Source organism: Frigoribacterium sp. CFBP 13712, from assembly GCF_014842255.1.
Taxonomy (GTDB): Bacteria; Actinomycetota; Actinomycetes; order Actinomycetales; family Microbacteriaceae; genus Frigoribacterium.
In genome coordinates, this window is record NZ_JACYVH010000010.1 from 63,660 (window position 1) to 84,584 (window position 20,925).

The 20,925-nt window shown below is 73.4% G+C and carries 17 protein-coding genes; 3 read left to right on the plus strand and 14 right to left on the minus strand.

What is annotated here, in order from left to right:
• Positions 1-10: 10 nt before the first annotated feature.
• The 11 genes from IFT51_RS13730 to IFT51_RS13780 all read right to left on the minus strand — a co-directional run bounded on the left by IFT51_RS13730 (position 11) and on the right by IFT51_RS13780 (position 12,872).
• A complete protein-coding gene (locus IFT51_RS13730) occupies positions 11-1,336 on the minus strand; it encodes an alcohol dehydrogenase catalytic domain-containing protein (RefSeq protein WP_197982064.1) in 1,326 nt (441 codons plus the stop codon).
• A complete protein-coding gene (locus IFT51_RS13735) occupies positions 1,333-2,283 on the minus strand; it encodes a phosphonatase-like hydrolase (RefSeq protein WP_197982065.1) in 951 nt (316 codons plus the stop codon). Before IFT51_RS13735 ends, IFT51_RS13730 begins: the two co-directional genes overlap by 4 nt.
• Positions 2,280-3,494: a TIGR03364 family FAD-dependent oxidoreductase gene (locus IFT51_RS13740; protein ID WP_192061651.1), complete on the minus strand. Its 1,215-nt coding sequence runs from the start codon at positions 3,492-3,494 to the stop codon at positions 2,280-2,282. The genes IFT51_RS13735 and IFT51_RS13740 overlap by 4 nt, the downstream gene beginning before the upstream one ends.
• Positions 3,491-5,338 carry a phosphonate ABC transporter, permease protein PhnE gene (gene phnE, locus IFT51_RS13745; protein WP_192061652.1) on the minus strand — a complete coding sequence of 616 codons (1,848 nt, stop codon included), beginning with the start codon at positions 5,336-5,338 and terminating at the stop codon, positions 3,491-3,493. The genes IFT51_RS13740 and phnE overlap by 4 nt, the downstream gene beginning before the upstream one ends.
• Positions 5,335-6,363, minus strand: a complete 1,029-nt coding sequence (phnC, locus tag IFT51_RS13750) for a phosphonate ABC transporter ATP-binding protein (RefSeq protein WP_192061653.1) — start codon at positions 6,361-6,363, stop codon at positions 5,335-5,337. The genes phnE and phnC overlap by 4 nt, the downstream gene beginning before the upstream one ends.
• A gap of 98 nt (positions 6,364-6,461) precedes the next feature.
• Positions 6,462-7,397 (minus strand): phosphate/phosphite/phosphonate ABC transporter substrate-binding protein, encoded by a 936-nt coding sequence (locus IFT51_RS13755; RefSeq protein WP_192061654.1) that lies wholly within the window; start codon positions 7,395-7,397, stop codon positions 6,462-6,464.
• A gap of 329 nt (positions 7,398-7,726) precedes the next feature.
• Positions 7,727-8,815: an EamA family transporter gene (locus IFT51_RS13760; protein ID WP_244637303.1), complete on the minus strand. Its 1,089-nt coding sequence runs from the start codon at positions 8,813-8,815 to the stop codon at positions 7,727-7,729.
• Between the two features lie 253 nt (positions 8,816-9,068).
• Complete coding sequence (locus tag IFT51_RS13765) at positions 9,069-9,692, minus strand: HD domain-containing protein (RefSeq protein ID WP_192061655.1); 624 nt, start codon at positions 9,690-9,692, stop codon at positions 9,069-9,071.
• Positions 9,693-10,138: 446 nt separating this feature from the next.
• On the minus strand, positions 10,139-10,837 hold the full coding sequence (locus IFT51_RS13770) for a hypothetical protein (RefSeq protein ID WP_192061656.1): 699 nt from the start codon (positions 10,835-10,837) through the stop codon (positions 10,139-10,141).
• Between the two features lies 1 nt (position 10,838).
• Positions 10,839-11,573, minus strand: a complete 735-nt coding sequence (locus tag IFT51_RS13775; protein WP_192061657.1) for a hypothetical protein — start codon at positions 11,571-11,573, stop codon at positions 10,839-10,841.
• A gap of 300 nt (positions 11,574-11,873) precedes the next feature.
• Positions 11,874-12,872: a hypothetical protein gene (locus IFT51_RS13780; protein WP_192061658.1), complete on the minus strand. Its 999-nt coding sequence runs from the start codon at positions 12,870-12,872 to the stop codon at positions 11,874-11,876.
• Positions 12,873-12,995: 123 nt separating this feature from the next.
• Here IFT51_RS13780 and IFT51_RS13785 point away from each other — a divergent pair, with 123 nt between their 5' ends.
• Positions 12,996-14,318, plus strand: coding sequence for an ATP-dependent RecD-like DNA helicase (locus tag IFT51_RS13785; RefSeq protein ID WP_192061659.1), 1,323 nt, complete (start codon positions 12,996-12,998; stop codon positions 14,316-14,318).
• Positions 14,319-14,432: 114 nt separating this feature from the next.
• Here IFT51_RS13785 and IFT51_RS13790 read toward each other — a convergent pair whose 3' ends face one another.
• From IFT51_RS13790 to IFT51_RS13800, 3 genes are all read right to left on the minus strand, one after another.
• On the minus strand, positions 14,433-15,086 hold the full coding sequence (locus tag IFT51_RS13790) for a heme oxygenase (biliverdin-producing) (RefSeq protein WP_192061660.1): 654 nt from the start codon (positions 15,084-15,086) through the stop codon (positions 14,433-14,435).
• Between the two features lie 304 nt (positions 15,087-15,390).
• The gene (locus tag IFT51_RS13795) at positions 15,391-16,818 is read right to left on the minus strand and encodes an ice-binding family protein (RefSeq protein ID WP_192061661.1); all 1,428 of its coding nucleotides are present in this window, start codon (positions 16,816-16,818) and stop codon (positions 15,391-15,393) included.
• Positions 16,819-17,001: 183 nt separating this feature from the next.
• A complete protein-coding gene (locus IFT51_RS13800) occupies positions 17,002-17,427 on the minus strand; it encodes a DUF4383 domain-containing protein (protein WP_192061662.1) in 426 nt (141 codons plus the stop codon).
• Positions 17,428-17,502: 75 nt separating this feature from the next.
• Here IFT51_RS13800 and IFT51_RS13805 point away from each other — a divergent pair, with 75 nt between their 5' ends.
• Both IFT51_RS13805 and IFT51_RS13810 read left to right on the plus strand, forming a co-directional pair.
• Positions 17,503-18,417, plus strand: a complete 915-nt coding sequence (locus tag IFT51_RS13805) for a diacylglycerol kinase family protein (RefSeq protein WP_192061663.1) — start codon at positions 17,503-17,505, stop codon at positions 18,415-18,417.
• Between the two features lie 189 nt (positions 18,418-18,606).
• Positions 18,607-20,799, plus strand: coding sequence for a choice-of-anchor I family protein (locus IFT51_RS13810; protein WP_192061664.1), 2,193 nt, complete (start codon positions 18,607-18,609; stop codon positions 20,797-20,799).
• The last annotated feature ends 126 nt before the right edge of the window (positions 20,800-20,925 follow it).

The following is a 20,925-nucleotide window of genomic DNA, read 5'->3' on the forward strand; positions in this document are numbered from 1 at the left end:
TCACCGCTCGTCACGGACGGACGGCGACCCGCACCGCTCCCGCCGACGCGGCCCGCCCGAGGCCCGTGTCGAGATCGGCGAGAGCCACCTCGTCGCCGACGAGGTCGGCCAGGGGCCAGGCGAGGTGCCTCCGCTCGACGAAACGGGCCGCCTCGACGAGGTGCCGCGGCGCGTAGTTGTGGACCCCGCGCACGGTGACGAGCCGACGGACGACGCTCTCCGCGTCGACCGGCACCGCCGGAGCCGGCGACACGCTGCCGACCAGGACGGCCACGCCTCCCACCCCGAGCCTGGTCAGGGCCGACGCGACGGCGTGCGGCGAACCGGACGCCTCCACGGCCACGAGAGGCGCGCCTCCTGCAGCCTCGAGGGCGCGGTCGACGCTGCCGTCGGCGTCGGCGGCGACTCCGGGATCGCCCGTCGCGACCGCCCCGAACCGGACCGCGAGAGCACGACGACCCGCATCGGGGTCGACCACGACGACCCGGGCGCCGGCGTCGGTCGCCAGCGCCGCGACCGTGAGCCCGATCAGGCCCGCACCGAGCACGAGCACCACGACCGGTGCTGCAGCCCCAGCCGCCGCACCGTCCGATGAGGCCGAGCAAGACGGGCCCGTCGCACCGGACGCACCGGCCGACCCGACCGAGCCCGACGAGCCCGACGCACCGGCCGCACCGGCCGCACCGGCCGCACGGGACGCACCGGACGAACCTGCGACCCGCCCGTCGAGCGGCACGATCGCCGACGCCGCGTCGAGCGCCGCCACCGCGGTCGCCGTGCCGCACGAGACCGGCGCGAGCAGCCGCGCGTCGAGGTCGTCGGAGACCGGCACCACCGACGTCCCCGCCCGCACGTGCACGTGGGTGGCGAAGCCCCCGCTCAGCTCCCACCCGGTCTCGAGCCGCTCGTGCCCGTACTTCCGCACCCGCTCGCATTTCTGCGGCAGACCACGGGCACAGGTCGCACAGCGCCCGCAGCTCGCCGTCAGCGACCAGACCACGCGCCTCCCCGGTGCGAGCGGCGTGCCATCGACGGCGACCGCGCCCTGGCCGACCGCGACGATCCGCCCGACCTGCTCGTGCCCGAGCACGAGCGGGACCGGTGCGGCCCGGTCACCGCGGGTCGTGTGCACGTCCGACCCGCAGATCGTCGCGAGCTCGACCTCGACCAGCAGGTCTCCGGGGGCCAGGCGGACGCTCGGCACGGCGACCGCGTCGTGCGGGCGGCCGGGTTGCGTCCAGACCATCGCCGTCGGGGCGGGGTCGAGCCTCAGCTCGACGGGGCCGGCCGCGCGGGCGGCGGAGTCGTCGACGGGCCGAGGCGCGAGCGCGGTCACGCGACCGGCGCGGCCGACGCGACCGGCGCGACCGGGGCGACCGATGCGACGGGTTCGACGGGCGCCGTCCCGGCCGGCGCGACGGGTGCGACCGGCGCAGCCGACGCCGCCCCCATCGCGGCACCCGCGACTCCCGCGGCACCCGCGGCACCCGCGGCACCCGCGACTCCCGTCCCACCCGCGACCCCCGCGAACGCGGGCAGCCCCACGAGATCGCGCACACTGTCGAGCACGGCGTCGGCACCCGCGGCGAGCAGCTGCTCGCGGGTGTGCGCGCCCGTCGTCACGCCGACGACGAGCCCGGCCCCGGCGGCCCGACCCGAGCGCACGTCGCTGACCGTGTCGCCGACCACGACGACCGACGCGACCGACGACGCCCCGGTGCGCAGCAGCGCCGCGAGCACGAGGTCGGGCGCAGGGCGTCCGCGGCCCGCGTCGACCGGCGAGAGGGCGGCGTCGACCTGCCAGGCCAGGGCGTCGAGCAGGCGGTCACGGGTGTCGGGCGAGAACCCGGTGGTCAGCACGACCGCGATTCCGGAGGCGCGGAGCGCGTCGATCAGATCGCCCGCCCCCTCGATCGGGTCGACCCCGTTCTCGTCGACGAGCTCGCCGTACGCGATCTCGAACTGCTCGTTGGCCCGCTGGGCGACCCGCTCGTCGCCCCCGGCGAGGTGCCGGAACACCTCGATCTTCGACTGCCCCATCGTGTCGCGGACGTACTGCAGGGCCTCGTCGCGGGTGAGCGCCGGCCCGAGGTCGACCCGGTCGGCGACCCGGGCGAAGGCCTGCTCGACGACGCCGTCGTCGACGACGGTGGTGCCGGCCATGTCGAGCACGACCAGCTCGACGGGAGCGGAGGCGGTCGCGAGGGCGGCCGCGACGGTCGGGCCGGTCGAGGGAACAGGGGCGGTAGCGGCGGCGGCGGGGTGCGTGGTGTCGAGGGTCATGACGGTGTGCTCTCCAGGAGGAATGGCGGGTGGGCGGTGTGCGGAGCGCGCAGCGGCGCGGCGGGCAGGGCGGCGTCGCGCCCGCCGTCGAGGTGCCCGCCGACGACGTGCTCGGCGAGACCGAGACCGGTCGTCATGCCGATGCCGGTGGCGACGACGGTGACGAGCACGTCCGGTTCGACCTCGTCGACGACGAACTCGTCGCGACCCGAGGCGTAGACGCCCTGCCACCGCTCGGTGACCACGGGCTCCGCGCCGAACAGCGCCCGGAACTCGTCGAGGAACGCCGAGGAGGCGCGCTCGTCCTGGAAGGGCGAGATCGCCTCGCCCCTCCGGTGACTGTCGCCGACGATGATCGAGCCGTCGGGCAGCTGCGTGTACATCTGGTTCAGATCGAGGGCCGCGAGGTCGGGCCGCTCGGCATGCAGGCGGGCGCGCACCAGCTCGGCGGCGCTCGTTCCGGCGAAGGCGCTGTAGCGGATCAGCGACCACCCGGTGAGCAGCGGCGCCCCGAGGGGCTTCGCCAGGTCGGCGCGGACCCGCAGCATGTCGAGACCGCAGCGCTGCAGATCGGCTCGTTCGGCCAGCTCGGGCAGCAGCTGGTCGAGGTCGTGGTTCGTGGCGACGACCACGGTGCCCGCGTCGATCGGCCCCCGGCTCGTCTCGACGCGACCGGTCGTCACGGACCCGACGGAGGTGCGGGTCGAGAAGCGGACCCCTCGCGACTCGAGATGCCTGCGGATCGCATCCGCCGCCTCCCTCGGGTCCACCTGCAGGTCGTAGGGCAGCAGCGCGCCGCCGACGGTCACGCCGGGCGCGACCGGGGTGCGCGACGCGAGCCCGCCCGCGTCGAGGAGCTCGATCTCGGGGCGGTCGCCGAGCACCCGCTCGGTGCGGGCCGCGGCCAGCTCGCCGAGCAGGATGAGCTCGTCGTCGTGACGAGCGGCGACGAGCGTGCCGCTCTCGGCGAGCCAGAAGCCGGCGTCGCGGGCGAGCCGCAGCCACAGCCCCCGGGCGGCGAGCGCGTGCCGCCGGGCCTCGCCGCTCTGCGGGGTGAGGCAGAGGTGTCCGAAGTTGCGGACGGTCGACCCGCCGATGACGGCGGACCGGTCGACGACCAGCACGGACCGCCCGCGGTCGACCGCGGCCAGGGCGGCACCGAGACCCACGATGCCCGAGCCGACCACGACGACGTCGTAGCGCGCGGTCATCGGAACACCCGGCGCATCCACATCGCGAGACCCTCGACGGCGAGCACCGTCACGAGGATCATCAGCACGATCGCCGTGACCGTCCCGTAGTTCGAGCCCTGGCTGGCGTTCAGCAGGTAGTACCCGACTCCCCCGGCCCCGACGATGCCGAGCAGCGTGGCCGCCCGGATGTTGGTGTCGAGCATGTAGAAGGTGTGGCCGATCAGCGCCCGGGTGCCCTGGGGCAGGGTCGCGCCCGCGTAGACCTGGAGGCGCGTGGCCCCGGTCGCGGCCAGGGCGCGCTCCGGCCCCGACGAGACCTCCTCGAACGAGTCGGCGAGCAGCTTGCCGAGCAGTCCGACGCCGCCGAGCGCGAGGGCGAGCGTGCCCGCCTGGGTCCCCAGACCGGTGACGACGATCAGCACGATGGCGAGGATCACCTCGGGCACGCCGCGGATCCCGACGAGCAGCAGACGCATGCCGCCGCGCACCCCCCGGCTCGGCGCGACGTTGCGGGCCGCGAGCGACCCGATCACGATCGAGGCGACCAGGGTCAGCAGCGTCGCGGCCAGGGCGATCGCGACGGTCTCGCCCATCGCGTCGACCATCGTCGACATCTCGTAGCTGCCGAACGACGGCGGCCAGAACTGCACGGCCACGGCGGGCACGCCGCTCCAGACGGTCACGAGCTCGGACCAGGCGATGTCGCAGACGACGATGCTCGCCACGACGACGGCGGCGGCGACCGCGGCCCACGTGGTGGTCCGCACCCGGGCGCGATCCCATGGGCGGCGCAGCTTCGTCGCGACGGTCGCGGGGGCGGGTGCTCCGGAGGCGCGGGTCGCGTCGTCCGCGGAGGTCGCGGGGGCGGGGGTTCCGGAGGCGCGGGTCGCGTCGTCCGCGGACGTCGCGGTGGTCGAGGCCCGGCCGACCGCCTCGGGTGCGGGGGCGGCGGATGTCGCCGCGCCGCGCCTCCTCGTGGCCCGTCGCACGACGCGGTCGCCGAGACCGCGACCCGTCGGAGCCGTGCCGAGCATGACCGCGCGGACGCTGCTCGAGACGATCTCCATCACGACGCACAGCACGAAGATGACGACGGCGTAGCCGAGCCCCAGGCCGTAGTCGAGCGACTTGAAGGCGAACGACATCTCCATGCCGAGACCGACCACCCCGACGTAGCCGAGGATGACGCTGCCGCGCAGGTTGATGTCGTTGCGGTGCAGCACGGTCGCGACCCACGAGGGCAGCACCTGCGGCAGCACTCCCGCCGTGAACTGCTGCAGACGCGTGCCGCCGGCGGCGCGGACGGCCGTACGGGGCCCCTCGTCGATCTGCTCGATCGCGTCGGCGAAGAGCTTCGAGATCATGCCCACCGAATGCAGGCCGATGGCGAGGATGCCGGGCAGCGTGCCGAGCGAGAACAGCAGCACGAAGACCATCGCGAGCACGACGTCGGGCACGGCGCGCGCCAGCACGGTGACGAAGCGGGCGGCGGCGCGCCAGACCGGGCCGGGCGACGTGTTCGACGCGGCCAGTACGGCGACCGGCACCGACAGCACGGCGGCGAGCAGCGTGCCGCAGATGACGAGACCGAGGGTCAGCGCGGTCAGCTGCAGCAGCTCGCCGAGGGGCGGGAACTCGATCGCACCGACCCTGCCGAAGAACCGCTCGGCGTTCGACCAGCTCTGCAGCATGCGGGCGGGGTCGATGTCGACGCTGCGGAGGGCGACGACGCTCGCGATCAGGAGCGCGACGAGCGTGAGACCGGCGGCGACGCGTTCGGGCGAGACCCGACGACGAGGAGGCGCGGCGACGGGGGCGACGACGGCCTCGGTCGTGCGCGGGCGCTCGGTGACGATGCTCATCGGAGGGCGCCGTCGGGGGCGTGCGCCGCGCCTCCTGCGAGGTCCTCGGAGGCGTGCGCCGCGCCTCCTGCGAGTCCGGACGTGCCGGGCGTGCCGGGCGTGGCGAGCTCGAGCTCGATGGCCTCGAACTGGTCGGTGCTCGTCGCGACGCGGCCGTAGATCTCCATGACCTGCGCCTTCGAGAGACCCTCCGTGGGGGTGTCGAGCACGACCCGGCCGTGACGGAGGCCGACGATCCGGTCGGCCCACGAGAGCGCGAGGTCGACCTGATGCAGGCTGCAGATCACGGTGAGACCCTCGTCGGCGGCGATCTCGCGGATCAGCGCCATCACCTGGTCGCTCGACTCGGGGTCGAGCGAGGCGACCGGCTCGTCGGCGAGCAGCACCTGCGGGCGCTGCATCAGCGCGCGGGCGATGGCGACGCGCTGCTGCTGCCCGCCCGAGAGGGTGTCGGCGCGCTGGTACGCGCGCTCGAGCAGACCGACGCGCTCGAGCCGGGCGAGCGCCTCCGCCCTGGCCGCACGACCGTACGACCAGAGCCCGAGACGCGGCCCGCGCACCGTCGCGAGCGACCCGGTCAGCACGTTCTCGAGCACGGTGAGCGACGGCACCAGCTCGAACTGCTGGAAGATGAACCCGACCTCGCTGCGCAGCTCGCGCAGGGCGCGGCCCGTCAACGCCGTGACCTCACGACCCAGCACCGTGACGCGGCCGTCGGTGGGGCGCTCGAGGCCGTCGACGTGACGCAGCAGCGTCGACTTGCCCGAGCCCGACAGACCCAGCAGCACGACGACCTCGCCGCGGCGGACGGTCAGCGATGCGCCGTCGAGCGCGGTCGTCGCACCGAAGCGCTTGGTGATTCCCTCGAGGGCGACGACGGTCTCGGCGGGGCCGGTGGTCGCGGTCGTGGTCGCCGTCGCCGTCGTGGTCGTGGTCGCCGTCGCCGTCGTGTTGGTGGTCGCTGCCGTGTCGGCGGTCGCCGTCGCGGCGCGGGTGGCGGTGGTGGTGTCGTCGTGCGGGTTCATGCGGGTGTCCGTTCTGCTCGGACCCCGGGGATCCGCCGAGACCCCCACGCGCGCGCGAGGGTCTGAGCGGATTCCCGGGGTCTGGGGGTGCTACTTCGTCAGGCCTGGCACTGCGTGGCGTTCGTCTTCTCGCAGATGTCGCGGATCTCGTCGTAGTACGCGTCGTCCACCGGCGTCGTCTCGAAGAAGACGCTGCGGAAGCCGTCGCTGTCGGCGCCGTCGATGCCGGCCGCGACCATGTCGTCGGCGCTGACGTTCGCGAGGATCTCCTCCAGCTGCCCCTTCAGGTCGTCGGGCAGGCTGTCCGACTCGACGATCGGGGCGCCGGGCACCATCTGCTCGTCGATGACCTCGACGGCGTCGCTCTTGGCGACCTCGCTGTCCTCCGCGAAGCCCGCGTCGCACTCCGAGCCCTCGCCGGTCTTCTGCACGCTGACGTCGTGCTTGCCGGCGAACACGGGGGTGATGTCCTTCTCGGGGTCGATGCCGGCCTCGAGCAGCGCGTAGCTCGGGAACAGGTAACCCGACGTCGACGACGGGTCGACGAAGCAGACCTTCTTGCCCTTCATGTCGGCGATCGACGTGATGTCGCTGCCCTTCGGCACGATGGCCTGCGAGTAGTAGCCGGGCTCCTGCCCCTCGGCCGTCGTGATCGACGAGATCGGCGTCAGCTCGGCGCCGTTGTTCGTGGCGGTCACGTAGGTGAAGCCGGAGAACGACGCGACGTCGATCTGACCGGCGATGCTCGCCTCGATCAGCGCCGCGTAGTCGGTCGACTCGTGGTACTCGACGGTCTTGCCGGTCTCCTGCGCGATGTAGTCCATCAGCGGCTGGTAGTTCGTCTCGGTGTCGACCGAGTCGGGCACGACGCCGAAGACGAGGGTGCTCGAGTCGACCGCGAAGCCGGCGGCGTCGGACGAGCCCCCGCCCTCGCCTTCGGCCGAAGAGGCGGCGTTCGAGCAGCCGGCGAGAGCGGTGGCGAGCAGGGCGACGCCGACGAGGGCGATCGCGGCACGGGGACGGCGGAGGGTCATGACGGCCTTTCGGGTGGGAGCAGGACGTGACGATGGTGACACGCGACCGGCCGACATAGGAACCTAACTCGTGGTCCGTTCAGGCAGAGTTCACGTGTTGTATGCCCACCCGCGCCTCCTGGGCCCCTGGGCCTCCTGGGCCTCGCGTCGAGGTGACCCGAAAGGGGCCCTCGGGGCGCCGGAGGGCACCGAACCGGTCACCTCGATGCGGGGGGGGGGCGGGGGCTCCTGACCCGCGCCTCCTGGGCCTGGCGTCGAGGTGACTCGAGAGGGGCCCTCGGGGCGCTGGAGGGCACCGAACGGGTCACCTCGATGCGGAGGTGCGGGGGCTAGGCCGCGAGGAGGGCTATGCCGCCGAGCACGACGACCGACGCGACGAGGCGCTTCGCGACCGAGCCCTCGCGCAGCACGAGCGCCCCGAAGACCGCGACCATGACCACGCTCGTCTCGCGGGCCGGTGCCACGAGCGCGACCGGCGTCGTCTGGATCGCGACCAGCACGAGGATGTACGACAGCGGCGACAGCACGCCGAACGCGAGCACCCGCGACCAGTGCGCCCGCCCGACCCCGAGCAGCTCGCCCCGCCGACGCCCGAGGGCCACGGTGTAGAAGACGACCTCGGCGAGGGTCACTCCGACCATGAACGAGACGGGCGTGAGGCTCCAGGTGCGCAGGGCGTGGGCGTCCCAGATCGTGTAGGAGGCGATGGCCAGGCCGGTCAGCAGCCCCCAGGCGATCCCGGGGTCGAGGCGGCGACGGGGGCGACTTCCGCGGAGGTGCGGGGCGGCGGGCGGGTCGACCCGCGCCTCCTGGGGGCCGGCGGGTTCGGGGGCGGGGTCGGGGGCGGGGTCGGGGGCGGGGTCGGGGTCGAGAGCGGGGTCGGGGTCGAGGGCGGGGTCGAGAGCGGGGTCGGGGTCGAGAGCGGGGTCGGGGTCGAGGGCGGGGCCGGGCGCGGGGCCGGGTTCGGGCGCGGGGCCGGGGTCGGCTGCGGCGGGCGGGGTGCGGTCGATCAGGCCGGTCGCGACGACGCCGGCGACGACCACGGCGATGCCGACGACCGCCACGGGCGAGAGCCGCTCGCCGAGCAGCAGCACCGCGAGCAGCGCGCTGACCGCCGGTCCGGTGCCGCGGGCCGTCGCGTACACCGTCGAGAGGGAGCCCGCCGCGTAGCCGCGCTGCAGCACGGTCATGTAGACGACGTGCAGCACGGCCGAGACTCCTGCGCCGAGCGCGAGACCCGCGAGACCCCCGCCGAGCCCGCCGGTGAACGGGACGACGGGCAGCCAGAGCACCGCGCTGGCGACGGCGCCCCACCACAGGAAGGGCGTGCCGATGCGGCTCACGCCGTGGGCGACGATGTTCCACGAGGCGTGGCAGACGGCGGCGGCGAGGACGAGGAGGAGCGCGGCGGAAGACATGGCGGCACCCTTCTACCGTGTCGAGGTGACGCGCCGGGGTCGGGAGGCGCGGGCGGCGCTGCGTCGAGGTGACGCGAACGGGGGCCTGCTGCGGCTCGAGGGGCCGTTTCGGGTCACCTCGACGCACGGGGCAGGAGGCGCGGGTCGGCGCGACGGGCAGGGTGGCATCGAGGTGACGCGTTCGGGGGCCTGCGGCGGCTCGAGGGGCCGTTTCGGGTCACCTCGACGCGCGGGGCAGGAGGCGCGGGTCGGGTCAGAGCGCGGAGGGCACCGCGTCGAGGGGGTTGGCCCGGGCCCGCGCGGGGAGGCCCGCCCGGACGGAGCGCCCGGCCTCCGACGACGGCTTGCGGTGCGCCTGCTCGGCGGCGAGCACGGCGAAGGCGTCGCCGAAGGCTCCGCGCGGCAGCCGCTCGACCACGGCGCGCACGAACCCGGGCGCCCAGTCGTCGGGCGCGGCCCCGCTCACATCCAGACTCGTCGCGCGCTCGAGCAGATGCCCCTCGACGTCGAGCTCGGCCGCCACCGACGGCCACATGTGGCGCTCGATGACCTCGGCCACGCGCCTCCCCCGGTCGTCGCTCCAGCCCGCACCGGCGGCGAAAACCCGGGCGACGTCGGCTCCGGCCCGTTCGAACGGCACCGTGTGGCTGTCGAACGAGGGAGCCAGCCCGAGGTCGTGCAGCATCGCCGCCACCCAGAGCAGCTCGACGTCGACCTCGAGCCCCTCGGAGGCGCCGAGCTCGGCCGCGAAGGCGAACGACCGCAGGCTGTGGTCGGCGAGCGCCGGCGACGCGTGCGCCCGCACGACGGCGAGCGCCCTCTCGGCGACGGGGGTCGGCGGGGTGAGCAGGCGATCGAGGCGCGAGGAGTCCGTCATGGGAGCGAATCTACGAGTCGACGCGTCCGGCCACCAGTGGCAGTGTCGCCACCGGGGCCCGAGAGCTGCCGGCCGCGCTGCGTGGCTCCCCACTGCATCGATGTGACGCGAACAGGGCCGTCCCGCGGCTCGAGGGCCCCTTTCGAGTCACCTCGATGCGCAGAGTGGGAGGCGCGGGGTGGGAGGCGCGGGCGGGGCAGGAGGCGCGGGCCGGCGGGCCGCTCTGCATCGAAGTGACGCGAAAGCGGACCTTGCGCGGTTCGAGGGGTCCTTTCGGGTCACCTCGATGCGCGGGGCGGAGGCGCGGGTGGGCCGCTCTGCGTCGAGGTGACGCAGAGAGGGCCCTTCCGCGGCTCGAGGGGTCCTTTCGGGTCACCTCGATGCAGGGCGCGGCCGGGCGGCGCGGCGCGGCGCGGCAGCGCGGCGCGGCCGCGGCGCGGCGCGGGTCAGCGGGCGGCGCGACCGCGCAGCATCCGGGCGAAGAACGCCGTCGCGAGACCCACCGCCACGAGCACGGCGGCGAGGCCGCTGACCACCTGCCCGACCGGGTAGGCGCCCGGCACGCCGAGCGTCACGAGCCCGATCGCGAAGCGGACCAGCGCCAGCGCGCCACCGGCCGTCAGCAGCGCCGAGGTGACGCGCGCGCTCGTGCGCGAGCTGCGGATGCCGCGCACGACGTGCGGCAGCAGCAGCGCGAAGATGTACGCGGGGTACGCCGTGGCGACCGTCGAGTACAGCCGCACGACCCCCTGGTCGAGGTCGACGGCGAGGTCGGCGGCGCGACCCGTCGGCTCGGCCGCGACGAAGAGCAGCACCTCGACGACGAACACCGCCACGAAGACGAGCGCTCCGGGCAGCCCCGAGACGAGTCGCAGGGTGCGGGGCGCGTCGTAGGCGCGGGCGACCTGGGTGCCGGCGAGCAGCAGGCCGGTGAAGAGCAGCAGCTTGGCGAGCAGGTCGGTCGCGTTCTCGAACGGCAGGAGGCGGTCGACGGCCTCGTAGACCGGCGGCGTGATCAGCGCGAAGGCCAGGGCGACGGTGAACGCCGAGGCGACGACGATCGGGTTGCGGCCGCGGATGGCGCCGGGGAGGCGCGTGAGGGCCAGGGCCGCCAGCACGGCGACCACGAGGAATGCGATGGTCATGTCACCCCAGGGTGTCTTGGATTCGGTGCGCCTGCTCGGTGTCGGCCGCGAGACGCCGCGCCTCGCGTTGCGCCGCGGCGAGACGATCGGCGACCAGGTCGTTCAGGTCGACGTCCGAGAGGCGGGTGAGCGCGTCGGATCTCGCGCCGCGCCTCCATCCTGCCTCCTCCAGCGTGAGAACACCTGCGGCGGCGAGTCCGCCCGTCCACGAGGTGCCGGCGATGAGGGCGATCTCGATCAGCTGCGACGGGCGGAGCTTGGGGGTGTTGATGGCCGCCGAGACGTTCGACGGCGCGATGCGCCAGCGCTCGGCGAGGGTCGCGCGGAGGCCGCCCGGGTCGACGGCGTCGATCCAGGTGCGGACGGAGCCGGGGAGGGGCGGGTCGCGCTGGTCGCGGACCCCGGCGAGTGCGTCGCGCGAGCCGGGCGCCTGCCGGTCGAGCAGCACGACGAGGGCGTCGGCGAGCTCGATCTGGGCCAGCACCTCGGCGGGCGTCGGGGCGGTCGGGCGACCGGCGAGGTCGGCGTAGCGGTCGAACGAGGTGAGCGCGTCGGCGGGCGCGACGCCGGCCACGCGGGCCGCGGCGACGACCTGCGCCTCGGGCACCCGACCGCGCAGCAGCTGCGCCTGCAGGGTGCTGCGACTGACGCCGAGCGCCCGGGCGAGCGGGAGCGCGGCCGTCGGCAGGCCGACGGACTCGGCCCAGGCCCGGAACTCGCCGGAGGGGAGCGACATGCGCCTCTCCTCTCGAGTGGGTGGGGCCCTGCGGCGTCGCGGATCGCCCGAGAGTGACGGACTTCTGTCATTCTCGCAGGAACTATGTATTCTTGACACCGGGGAAGCGCCGCGCACGGTCGATTGCCAGGGCATCAAGAGGGGTGCGTCACGGGGGTGATCGGCTCGACGACTGTAGTCGAGCCGGGACGGCCGAGACCGTGCGCGGGCGCTCCTGTCGACCCGCGCCTCCTCGATCCGTGCGTCCTCGACCCGCGCCTCCTCGGCTGCGCCTCTTCGACCGCGGCGGGGCCTGCGGCGCTACTGGAAGCTGAGGGTGTCGTCGGGCGCGATCGTCATGGCGTAGCTGACGGTGAAGGGGACGTCCTCGTCGATCGTGTAGGCGAGGCCGTCGAACAGCGACTGCGCCTGGACGACCAGGTGGGCCGTGCCCGGCGCCTCGTCGACCAGCCACTGGCCGGGCGTCGACGACGGCACCACGGCGACCGTCGGGTGCTCGACGATCGACCAGGCCGGCTCGTCGAGCAGCCGGTCGTCGACCTGGCGGCCGAACGGGCAGCCGGCGGGCAGCAGCACCTTCTGGGTGACGCACGACTCGTCGAGCTGGCGGTCGAGCTGCTTCTGCAGCACCGCCGCGAACGACGCGCGCGGCTCGACGTCGACCGCGACGGCCGTCGTCGAACCGACCGCCGACGCGCTGACCTCGACGGGGTCGGCGTGCAGGTAGGTGCTGTCGTGCGACAGCTCGAAGCGCGACGGCGCCAGCACCGTGAAGCGCGTCGTCACGTCGCCGCTCGTGGTCGTGACCTCGCGCCCGTCGACCTCGAAGCGGGGGTCGTTGCGCGGGGTGACGTCGATCGTGGCGGTCGGCTTCTGCTCGAAGCTCCACTGGTCGAAGAACAGGAACCGCTTGCCCGCCTCGCGCACCACGAACTGCGACTCGCCCGCGACGCCGTCGAGCGTGTAGGCGAGGGTGACCGTGCGCGTGCCGTCGCCGAGGGGCAGCTCGGACACCTCGCGCACGTCGTCGAGTCCGCCGAGCGACGGGACCTCGAGCAGGCTGTCGTCGAGATCGTCGGTGGGCTCGACGCCGGCGAGGGTCAGCGCGCTCGAGACGTCGCCGCGGTCGACGGCGTCCATGTAGCCGCGGGCGAAGCCGCCGGCGCTGTACACGGTCGCGTTCAGGGCGGCGACGGTCACGACGAACGCGACGACCACGAGGAGCGCCGCGCCTCCCCAGATCGCGACGAACGTCCGATTCCGTGAGGCGGGTCTCCTCTCCCCCACAGCAGAAGACATGCCCACAGTGTAGGTGGGCGCGGGTCACGGAACGCCGTGGAGTCGAGGAGGCGCGGGTAGATTGGATCCGCTCCCCGCGCCTCCTCGGTCCCTCCGGGCCTCGTCGAAAGGTCCCGTCCGCTCGTGCCCGTCGCCCTCTCCGCCGAACAGCAGGCCGTGTTCGACGCCATCGAGAACACGCGCGAGCACATCTTCGTCACCGGGCGAGCCGGCACCGGCAAGTCGACGCTGCTGAACCACCTGTCATGGAACACCGAGAAGCAGGTCGTCATCTGCGCGCCCACCGGCGTCGCGGCGCTGAACGTCGGCGGGCAGACGATCCACTCGCTGTTCCGTCTGTCGATCGGCCTGATCGCCGACCACGACATCGACCAGAAGCCCGAGCTGCGCAAGCTGCTGAACACCATCGACACCCTCGTGATCGACGAGGTCTCGATGGTGAACGCCGACCTGATGGACGCCATCGACCGGTCGCTCCGCCAGGCGCGGCAGCGCAGGTCCGAGCCGTTCGGCGGGGTGCAGGTCGTGCTGTTCGGCGACCCGTACCAGCTGCCGCCGGTGCCGGGCGACGCCGAAGAGCGCGCGTACTTCCGAGACAACTACCGCTCGATGTGGTTCTTCGACGCCCACGTGTGGGACGACGCGTCGCTGCGCATCTACGAGCTCGCGTTCATCCACCGGCAGACCGAGGGCGACTTCAAGGAGATGCTGAACGCCGTGCGGCACGGTCGGGTGACGGCCGAGATCGCCGGTCACCTCAACGGGGCGGGCGCCCGCCCCGTCCCCGCCGACTCCGACGCGATCACGCTCGCGACCCGCAACGACACCGTCAACCGCATCAACAAGGTCGAGCTCGAGCGGCTGCCCGGCAAGGTGCTGACCGCCAAGGCCGAGGTCAGCGGCGAGTTCGGCGGCAGGTCGTTCCCCGCCGACGAGGCCCTCGAGCTGAAGCGCGGTGCGCGGGTGATGTTCCTCCGCAACGACAGCGACCAGCGCTGGGTCAACGGCACGACCGGCACGGTGACGAAGGTGCGCGACACCGTGTTCGTCGAGGTCGACGGCGAAGAGCACGAGGTGCAGCCCGCCGTCTGGGAGAAGTACAGCTACAGCTACTCGCAGTCGACGAAGCAGCTCCGCAAGGACGTCGTCGCCGAGTTCACGCAGTTCCCGTTGCGGTTGGCCTGGGCGGTGACCATCCACAAGTCGCAGGGCAAGACCTACGACAGCGCGATCGTCGACCTCGGGTCGCGGGTGTTCAGCGCGGGGCAGACGTACGTGGCGCTCAGCCGCATCACGTCGCTCGAGGGGTTGTACCTGTCGCGCCCGCTGAGGCCCGCCGACATCATCGTCGACCTCGACGTGCGGCGGTTCATGAGCCAGGCGACGCGGGTGCCCGCGATCCGTGCTGCGGCGGACGCCGCCGAGAAGGCGGGCGACGAGGCCTGAGCACAGCCGGGCAGCCGGGCAGCCGGGCAGCCACGCAGCCGGGCAGCCGGGCAGCCACGCAGCCGGGCAGCCGGGCAGCCGCGCAGCCGCGCAGCCGGGAAGCCGGGGTCGGCGCTACGCGGCGGCGGCGGCTTTCGCGGCGGCCAGCGCGACGAACAGCTCGGTGCTGAACTCGTAGGCGACCGCGACCTCGTCGAGCACGCGCTCGCGCGCCTCCGGGCTCCAGTCGACGGCGTCGAGCTGCCGGCGGTAGGTGGACTTGAACTGCTTCGGTGCGGCGATCTCGGCGAAGAGGAAGAACCCGACCCCGTTCGTGTCGAACCCGAACCGCCGCTGCATGATCTGGCGGATCAGCTGCCCGCCCGACAGGTCGCCGAGATAGCGCGTGTAGTGGTGCGCGATGAAGCCGCCGACCCACTCGGACGCCGACCGGATGCGCGCGCAGTAGTCGCTCGTGACGTCGAGCGGGCGGATGCGCGACCGCCAGTCGTCGCCCAGCAGGAACGCCAGGTCGGCCGTGATCGCGGGAAGCCGCGTCAGCGCCGGCGAGAGGAACGGAGCCGCCACCGCGTCGCCGGCGAACCCGGCCGCGACGGTCTCGAGCGCCTCGTACACGAAGAAGTGCTGGGCGAGCATCTCGATGTAGTCGTCGCGGGTGCCGCGCCCGGTCATCAGATCGGCCATGAACGTGCAGCCGATGTCGCCGGTGGCGCTCGACGCCGAGGTGCGCTCTCGCAGGGCCTGCGAGAAGGGGATGACGACGGACATCGCGGGCCCCTCCGTTCCGTGAGTCGGTTAGGTGACCCTAACCATAGCGAGGGAGGCGCGTGACGGCTACGCCCCTCGGCGAAACGTCAGGCGATGCCGGGGGTCTCGCAGGGCGAACGGCTATTACGCGTAGATGCGTACTAGCCGATTCTCGCTGGCACCTCACGAAACCCCGGGGACACGACGATCGGCTATCACGCGTGGATGCGTGATAGCCGATCGTCGCTGCAACCCCCGAGACCCGGGGCGACGTCGGCCCGAACCGACGACGCACGAACCAGGAGCCCTACCGAGGAGGCGCGGCTCAGTCCTCCGAGCTCAACGCCCGTCGTCTGCGGATCACGGCGCTGACCAGCAGCCCGATTCCGGCCAGCAGCGCGAGACCGCCGATCGTCAGCGGCACGGTCGACTCGGAACCGGTGAACGCCAGGTTCCCGGAGTCGCCGTCGTCACCGCCGAAGCGATCGCCGACCGGGAACGCGGGGCTGGTCGAGTCGGAGGGGGTGGGCACACCAGGCGTGGGCGAGTCGGACGGGGCCGGGACACCAGGCGTGGGCGAGTCGGACGGAGCCGGGACACCAGGCGTGGGCGAGTCCGACGGGGCCGGGACTCCAGGCGTGGGCGAGTCGGACGGAGCCGGGACCTCGGGAGTGGGCTCCGGGGTCGGTCCGGGTGTGGGGCCGGGGGTCGGACCGGGCGTCGGGCCCGCGGCCTCGTCGATGCCGACGACGTAGTCCACGCTGTCGGCCGGCGCCTCGCCGTTGTCGGCCGTGATGGTGACGGTCGTGCTGCCGGGGGTGGTGGGCGTGCCCGAGATGACACCGGTGTCGGAGTCGAGGGTCAGCCCGGCGGGCAGGGTGCCGCCGGTGACCGAGAAGGTGGGGGCCGGGTTGCCCGACGCCGTGACCTCGAACGAGTACGGCGTGCCGACGGTGCCGTCGGTGGGGTTGCCCGAGGTGATGACCGGAGCGGACGTCACGGACGGCTCGCCGGGAGGCGCGCAGTTCTGCGGCACGGTGATGGTGTTGGTGTCGAGGGTGACGGCGCCGGTCTGAGCCAGCAGACGACCGGAGACCGTCGCACCGGTGATCGCGGTGATCGACTGCTGGGCCAGGATCGTGCCCTGGAACTGCGCCGCGCTGCCGAGGGTCGCCGAGCTGCCCACCTGCCAGAAGACGTTGCACGAGCTCGCGCCGCCCGAGAAGGTCATGACCGTGTCCGACCCGATGGTCAGCGTGCTGGCGGCCTGGATGACGAAGACGGAGTCGGCCGCGCCGGTGAAGGCGAGGTCGCCGGTGTCGGCGAGGTCGACGGCGCCACCGGAGTACACGCCGGGTGTCAGCGTGCGGCCGTCGAGCTGGGTGATGTTGCTCTCCTGCGGGGTGAGGCTACGAGCCACGCCGTAGGCGGTGGCCAGGTCGGCCTTGGCCTGACGGGCGGGTCCGTTGTTGACCTGCTGGGTGCCGCCGACGATGACGCCCGGGCCGCCGGTGAAGCCGGTGACGGACGTCCCCGGGCTGAGCCCGACGTTCCCCTGCACCACGCTCGTGCCGGTGTTCGTCACGGTCGAGCCGGCGAGGACGCCGTAGGTGGAGGCGGTGCGGAGGTTGACCGGGCCGTCGATGATCGTGTCGGCCTGAGCCGCGAGGCCGCCGGCGACGGTGAGAGCAGCGGCGACGCCGAGCACCAGCGCCGTACGGGCGAGTGGAAGGGGGGACGTCGTGCGGGCCATGGAGGCACCTGACTGAGAAGAGGAGGCACCTGATCACACGACTGGGTCATGCGGCGTTCCCCGTTATCTGAGGTATACGTGGTGCCGACGCCGATGACAATGCAATAGCCGGATAACGAACTACTTGAATAATGTTCACAGTCGCACGTCAGGTAGCCGGCCCCCGATCGGGGGCCGCGGTGCTCAGCGGCGCCGGTCGGCGCCGATCGCCGTCAGCACGAGCAGCCCGCCCACCACGAGGTGCGAGATGGTGTCGCCGAGGTTGACGGCGAGGTAGTTCGCCTCGGTGCCCTCGACGAAGAAGCCGACCACGCCGAAGACCACGAAGACGAGACCGACGATCGCGCCGATCGACCTGGCCGCCGAGACGCCCGACGTGCCGCCGAGGACGAGCGCGGCGCCCGCGAGCACCCAGATCACGGCGAGGGCGGGGTTGACGTTCCAGATGCCGAGGAGGTTCGCCCCGGTGGTGTCGAAGAAGCCGCCCATGTCGGGCACCAGGAACCCGGCCACCCCGAGGAGCAGCACGATCGTGCCGAAGGCGAGCGTGAGACCGCGGTTCGGCGACTCGCGGATGCTCGGGGCGGGAACGGTGCTCGTGGTCGTCATGAAGACATCCAAGCACCCCGGGGAGGCGCGCGCGAGCCGAGCGCGGACCGCATCGCCGGGTGCCATGATCGGACGATGAGCCCGACCCCCCTGCGCCTCGTCGTCGCGGTCAACCCGTCGGCGTCGTTCGGTCGGCGGAGCGACGTCGGCTCGTCGGTGGTCTCGGCGCTGACCCGCGCCGGGCACGACGTCACCGTGCTGCTCGAGCAGTCGTTCGACGACCTCGTCGTCGCAGCCCGCACGCAGCTCGCCACCTCGCCCGACGCCCTGATCGTCGTGGGCGGCGACGGCATGATGAACCTCGGCACGAACCTCGTCGCCGGCACGGACGTCCCCCTCGGGCTCGTCCCGACGGGCACCGGCAACGACATGGCCCGGGCCCTGGGGATCCCGCACGACGACAGCGATGCGGCCACGCGCCTCCTCGTCTCGCAGCTCGACCGGCCCGCCCGCGTCATCGACGCCGGCCGGGTCTCGCGCGGCACCGACACGACCTGGTTCGCCTGCATGCTGTCGGCCGGGTTCGACGCCGTCGTCAACGAGCGCGCCAACCGCATGCGCCGCCCGAGGGGCCGCAGTCGCTACAACCTCGCCCTCTACCTCGAGCTGATCCGGCTGCAGCACCTCTCGTACCGGCTCGAGATCGACGGCGAGAGCATGCAGCTCGACGGCACCCTCGTCAGCGTCGGCAACGGCCGGTCGTTCGGCGGGGGCATCACCGTGCTGCCCGACGCCGAGCTCGACGACGGGCTGCTCGACGTGCTCGTGGTGGAGCGGCTCGGGCGCCTGCAGTTCCTCCGGCTGTTCGGGCAGGTGGCCCGGGGCACGCACCTCGCCGACCCCCGCGTGCACGTGCATCGGGCGCGACGCGTCACGATCCACTCCGACGACGTCGCGGCGTACGCCGACGGCGAGCGGATCGGGTCGCTGCCCGTCACGGTCGAGGTCGTGCCGGGCGCGCTCCGGGTGCTCGCGCCCGCCGCCGTCTAGCGGCGCGGCGCGCCGCGCTCATCGATGTGACTCGAAGAGGGCCTCGCGCGGCTCGGAACGCCCCCGTCGAGTCACATCGATGCGGAACGCCGAGGAGGCGCGGGTCGACCCCGGCTCGCAACCACCGGTTCACGTGCGCAACACCTGTGGTCCGTACGGTCGACCGACCCCCGACGAAGGACCGTTCCCATGCGACCAGCCCGCCGCCCCTCCCCGCACGACGCGACCGGCGTCCGTGACGCGACCCGCGCCTCCTCGGCAACCCGCGCCTCCTCTGCTCCCCGCGCCAGGCGGACCGCCCTCGCCGGCGCCGCCGGGCTGACCGGTCTCGGCCTCGTCGCCCTCGCCGCCGTCGGCCCCGCCGCCTCGGACCCCGCGGCGGCCGCGATCGTCGCCGCGCCCATCGCATCGTTCGCCGACCCCGACGCCTTCTCGATGGCACCCGTCGGCAGCTACGAGACGGGCGTGTTCGACCAGAGCGCCGCCGAGATCGTCGCGCACTACGCCGCCGAGCAGCGCCTGCTCGTCGTGAACGCCGCAGCGGCCCGCGTCGAGGTGCTCGACGTCGCCGACCCGGCCGAGCCGACCAAGCTGTTCGACCTGCAGACGACGGGCGTGCTGTCGTCCGACGGCTCCGTCGTGCCCGCCGACGCCGTCGCGAACTCCGTGTCGGTGCGCGCCGACGGACTCGGCGCCGTCGCCGTCGAGTCGAGCCCCAAGACCGCCGCGGGCTGGATCGTCTTCTTCGACGCCGCGGGCGACGGCGAGGCCCTCGGCGCCGTGCGCGTCGGCGCCCTGCCCGACATGGTCGCCTTCTCGCCCGACGGCACCCGCCTGATCGTCGCGAACGAGGGCGAGCCGGCCGACGACTACACGGTCGACCCCGAGGGCACGATCAGCCTGATCGACGCCCCCGCGACGGTGTCCGTCCCGGCGCAGACCGCCGTGCGGACCGCCGACTTCCATGCCTTCGAGGCCGACGGCGCCACCCCGGTCGACCCCGCCGTGCGCATCTTCGGCGGTCGTGCCGACGCCGGCACCGTGACCGACGCGGACCCGCTCGTGCGCCCGGTCTCCGAGAACCTCGAGCCCGAGTACGCGACCTTCTCGAGCGACGGCGCCACCGCGTGGGTGTCGCTGCAGGAGGCGAACGCCCTCGCGATCGTCGACGTCGCCACGGCGACCGTGACCGAGGTCGTCCCGCTCGGCACCGTCGACCGCTCGGTCGTCCCGTTCGACCCCTCCGACCGCGACGGCGCCGACGGCGGGCCGGCGATCTCGATCGGCACCTGGCCGGTGCAGGGCTACCTGATGCCCGACACGATCGACAGCTACGAGGCCGACGGCGACACCTACATCGTGACCGCGAATGAGGGCGACTCGCGCGACTGGTCCGCCTACAGCGAGGTCGCCCGGGTCAAGGACCTCGGCGACGACGGACTCGCCCCGGTCTGCGACTCGATCGACCCCTCGCTGCTGACCGACGCCGGCCTCGGCCGCCTCAACATCACGACGGCCAACGGCCTCTCGGCCGATCGGAGCTGCTACGAGACGCTGTACACGTTCGGCGGCCGGTCGTTCAGCATCCTCGACGCCGCCGGCACGTCGGTCTTCGACTCCGGCGACGCCTTCGAGCAGCTGCTCGCCGAGGTCGCTCCCGAGTCGTTCAACTCGAACCACACCGCGACGGGCGTCGACGGTCGCAGCGACGACAAGGGCCCCGAGCCCGAGGGCGTCGCCCTGGGCGAGATCGACGGGCGGACGTACGCGTTCATCGGCTTCGAGCGCGTCGGCGGGATCGCCGTGTACGACGTGACCGAGCCGACCCGCGCCTCCTTCACCGCCTACGTCAACAACCGCGACCTCTCCGTCTCGGCGGAGGACGAGATCGACGACGGCGCCGACCCCGCCGACGTGCTGACCCGCGCCGGCGACCTCGGCCCCGAGGGGCTCGCCTTCGTCTCGGCCGCCGACTCGCCCACCGGCGAGCCGCTGCTGGCCGTCGGCAACGAGGTGTCGGGATCGACCACGATGTACGCGATCTCCGTGCCCGCCGCGGTCGAGCCGACCGTGCCGCCGGTCGACCCGAGCGCGCCTCCGGTCGACCCGACGGTGCCGCCGGTCGACCCCACGGTGCCGCCGACGACCGAGCCGGGCGACGGCTCCACGGCCGTGCCGCTGCCCACTCCCACGGGCGATGCGGGCGACCCGGACGACGGCTCCGATGGTTCAGGAGGCGCGGCCGACGACACCGACGACGGTGCGCTGGCCTTCACCGGCTCCGACAGCGCGTGGCTCGTGCTGCCCGTCGGCGCCGCGCTGCTCGCACTCGGCACCGGGCTGCTGCTGCTGGCCCGCCGACGCCGCGCCGCGTCGAAGTAGCCCGTCTCGGACGGGATCGGCGAACCTGAGCGTCTTCTGTGTTCGCCGATCCCGTCCAATCGTTTCGCGGGAGGGTGGCGAATCCTTTTCATCCCCACCGGGAATCACAGAAAAGGACCTGATCAT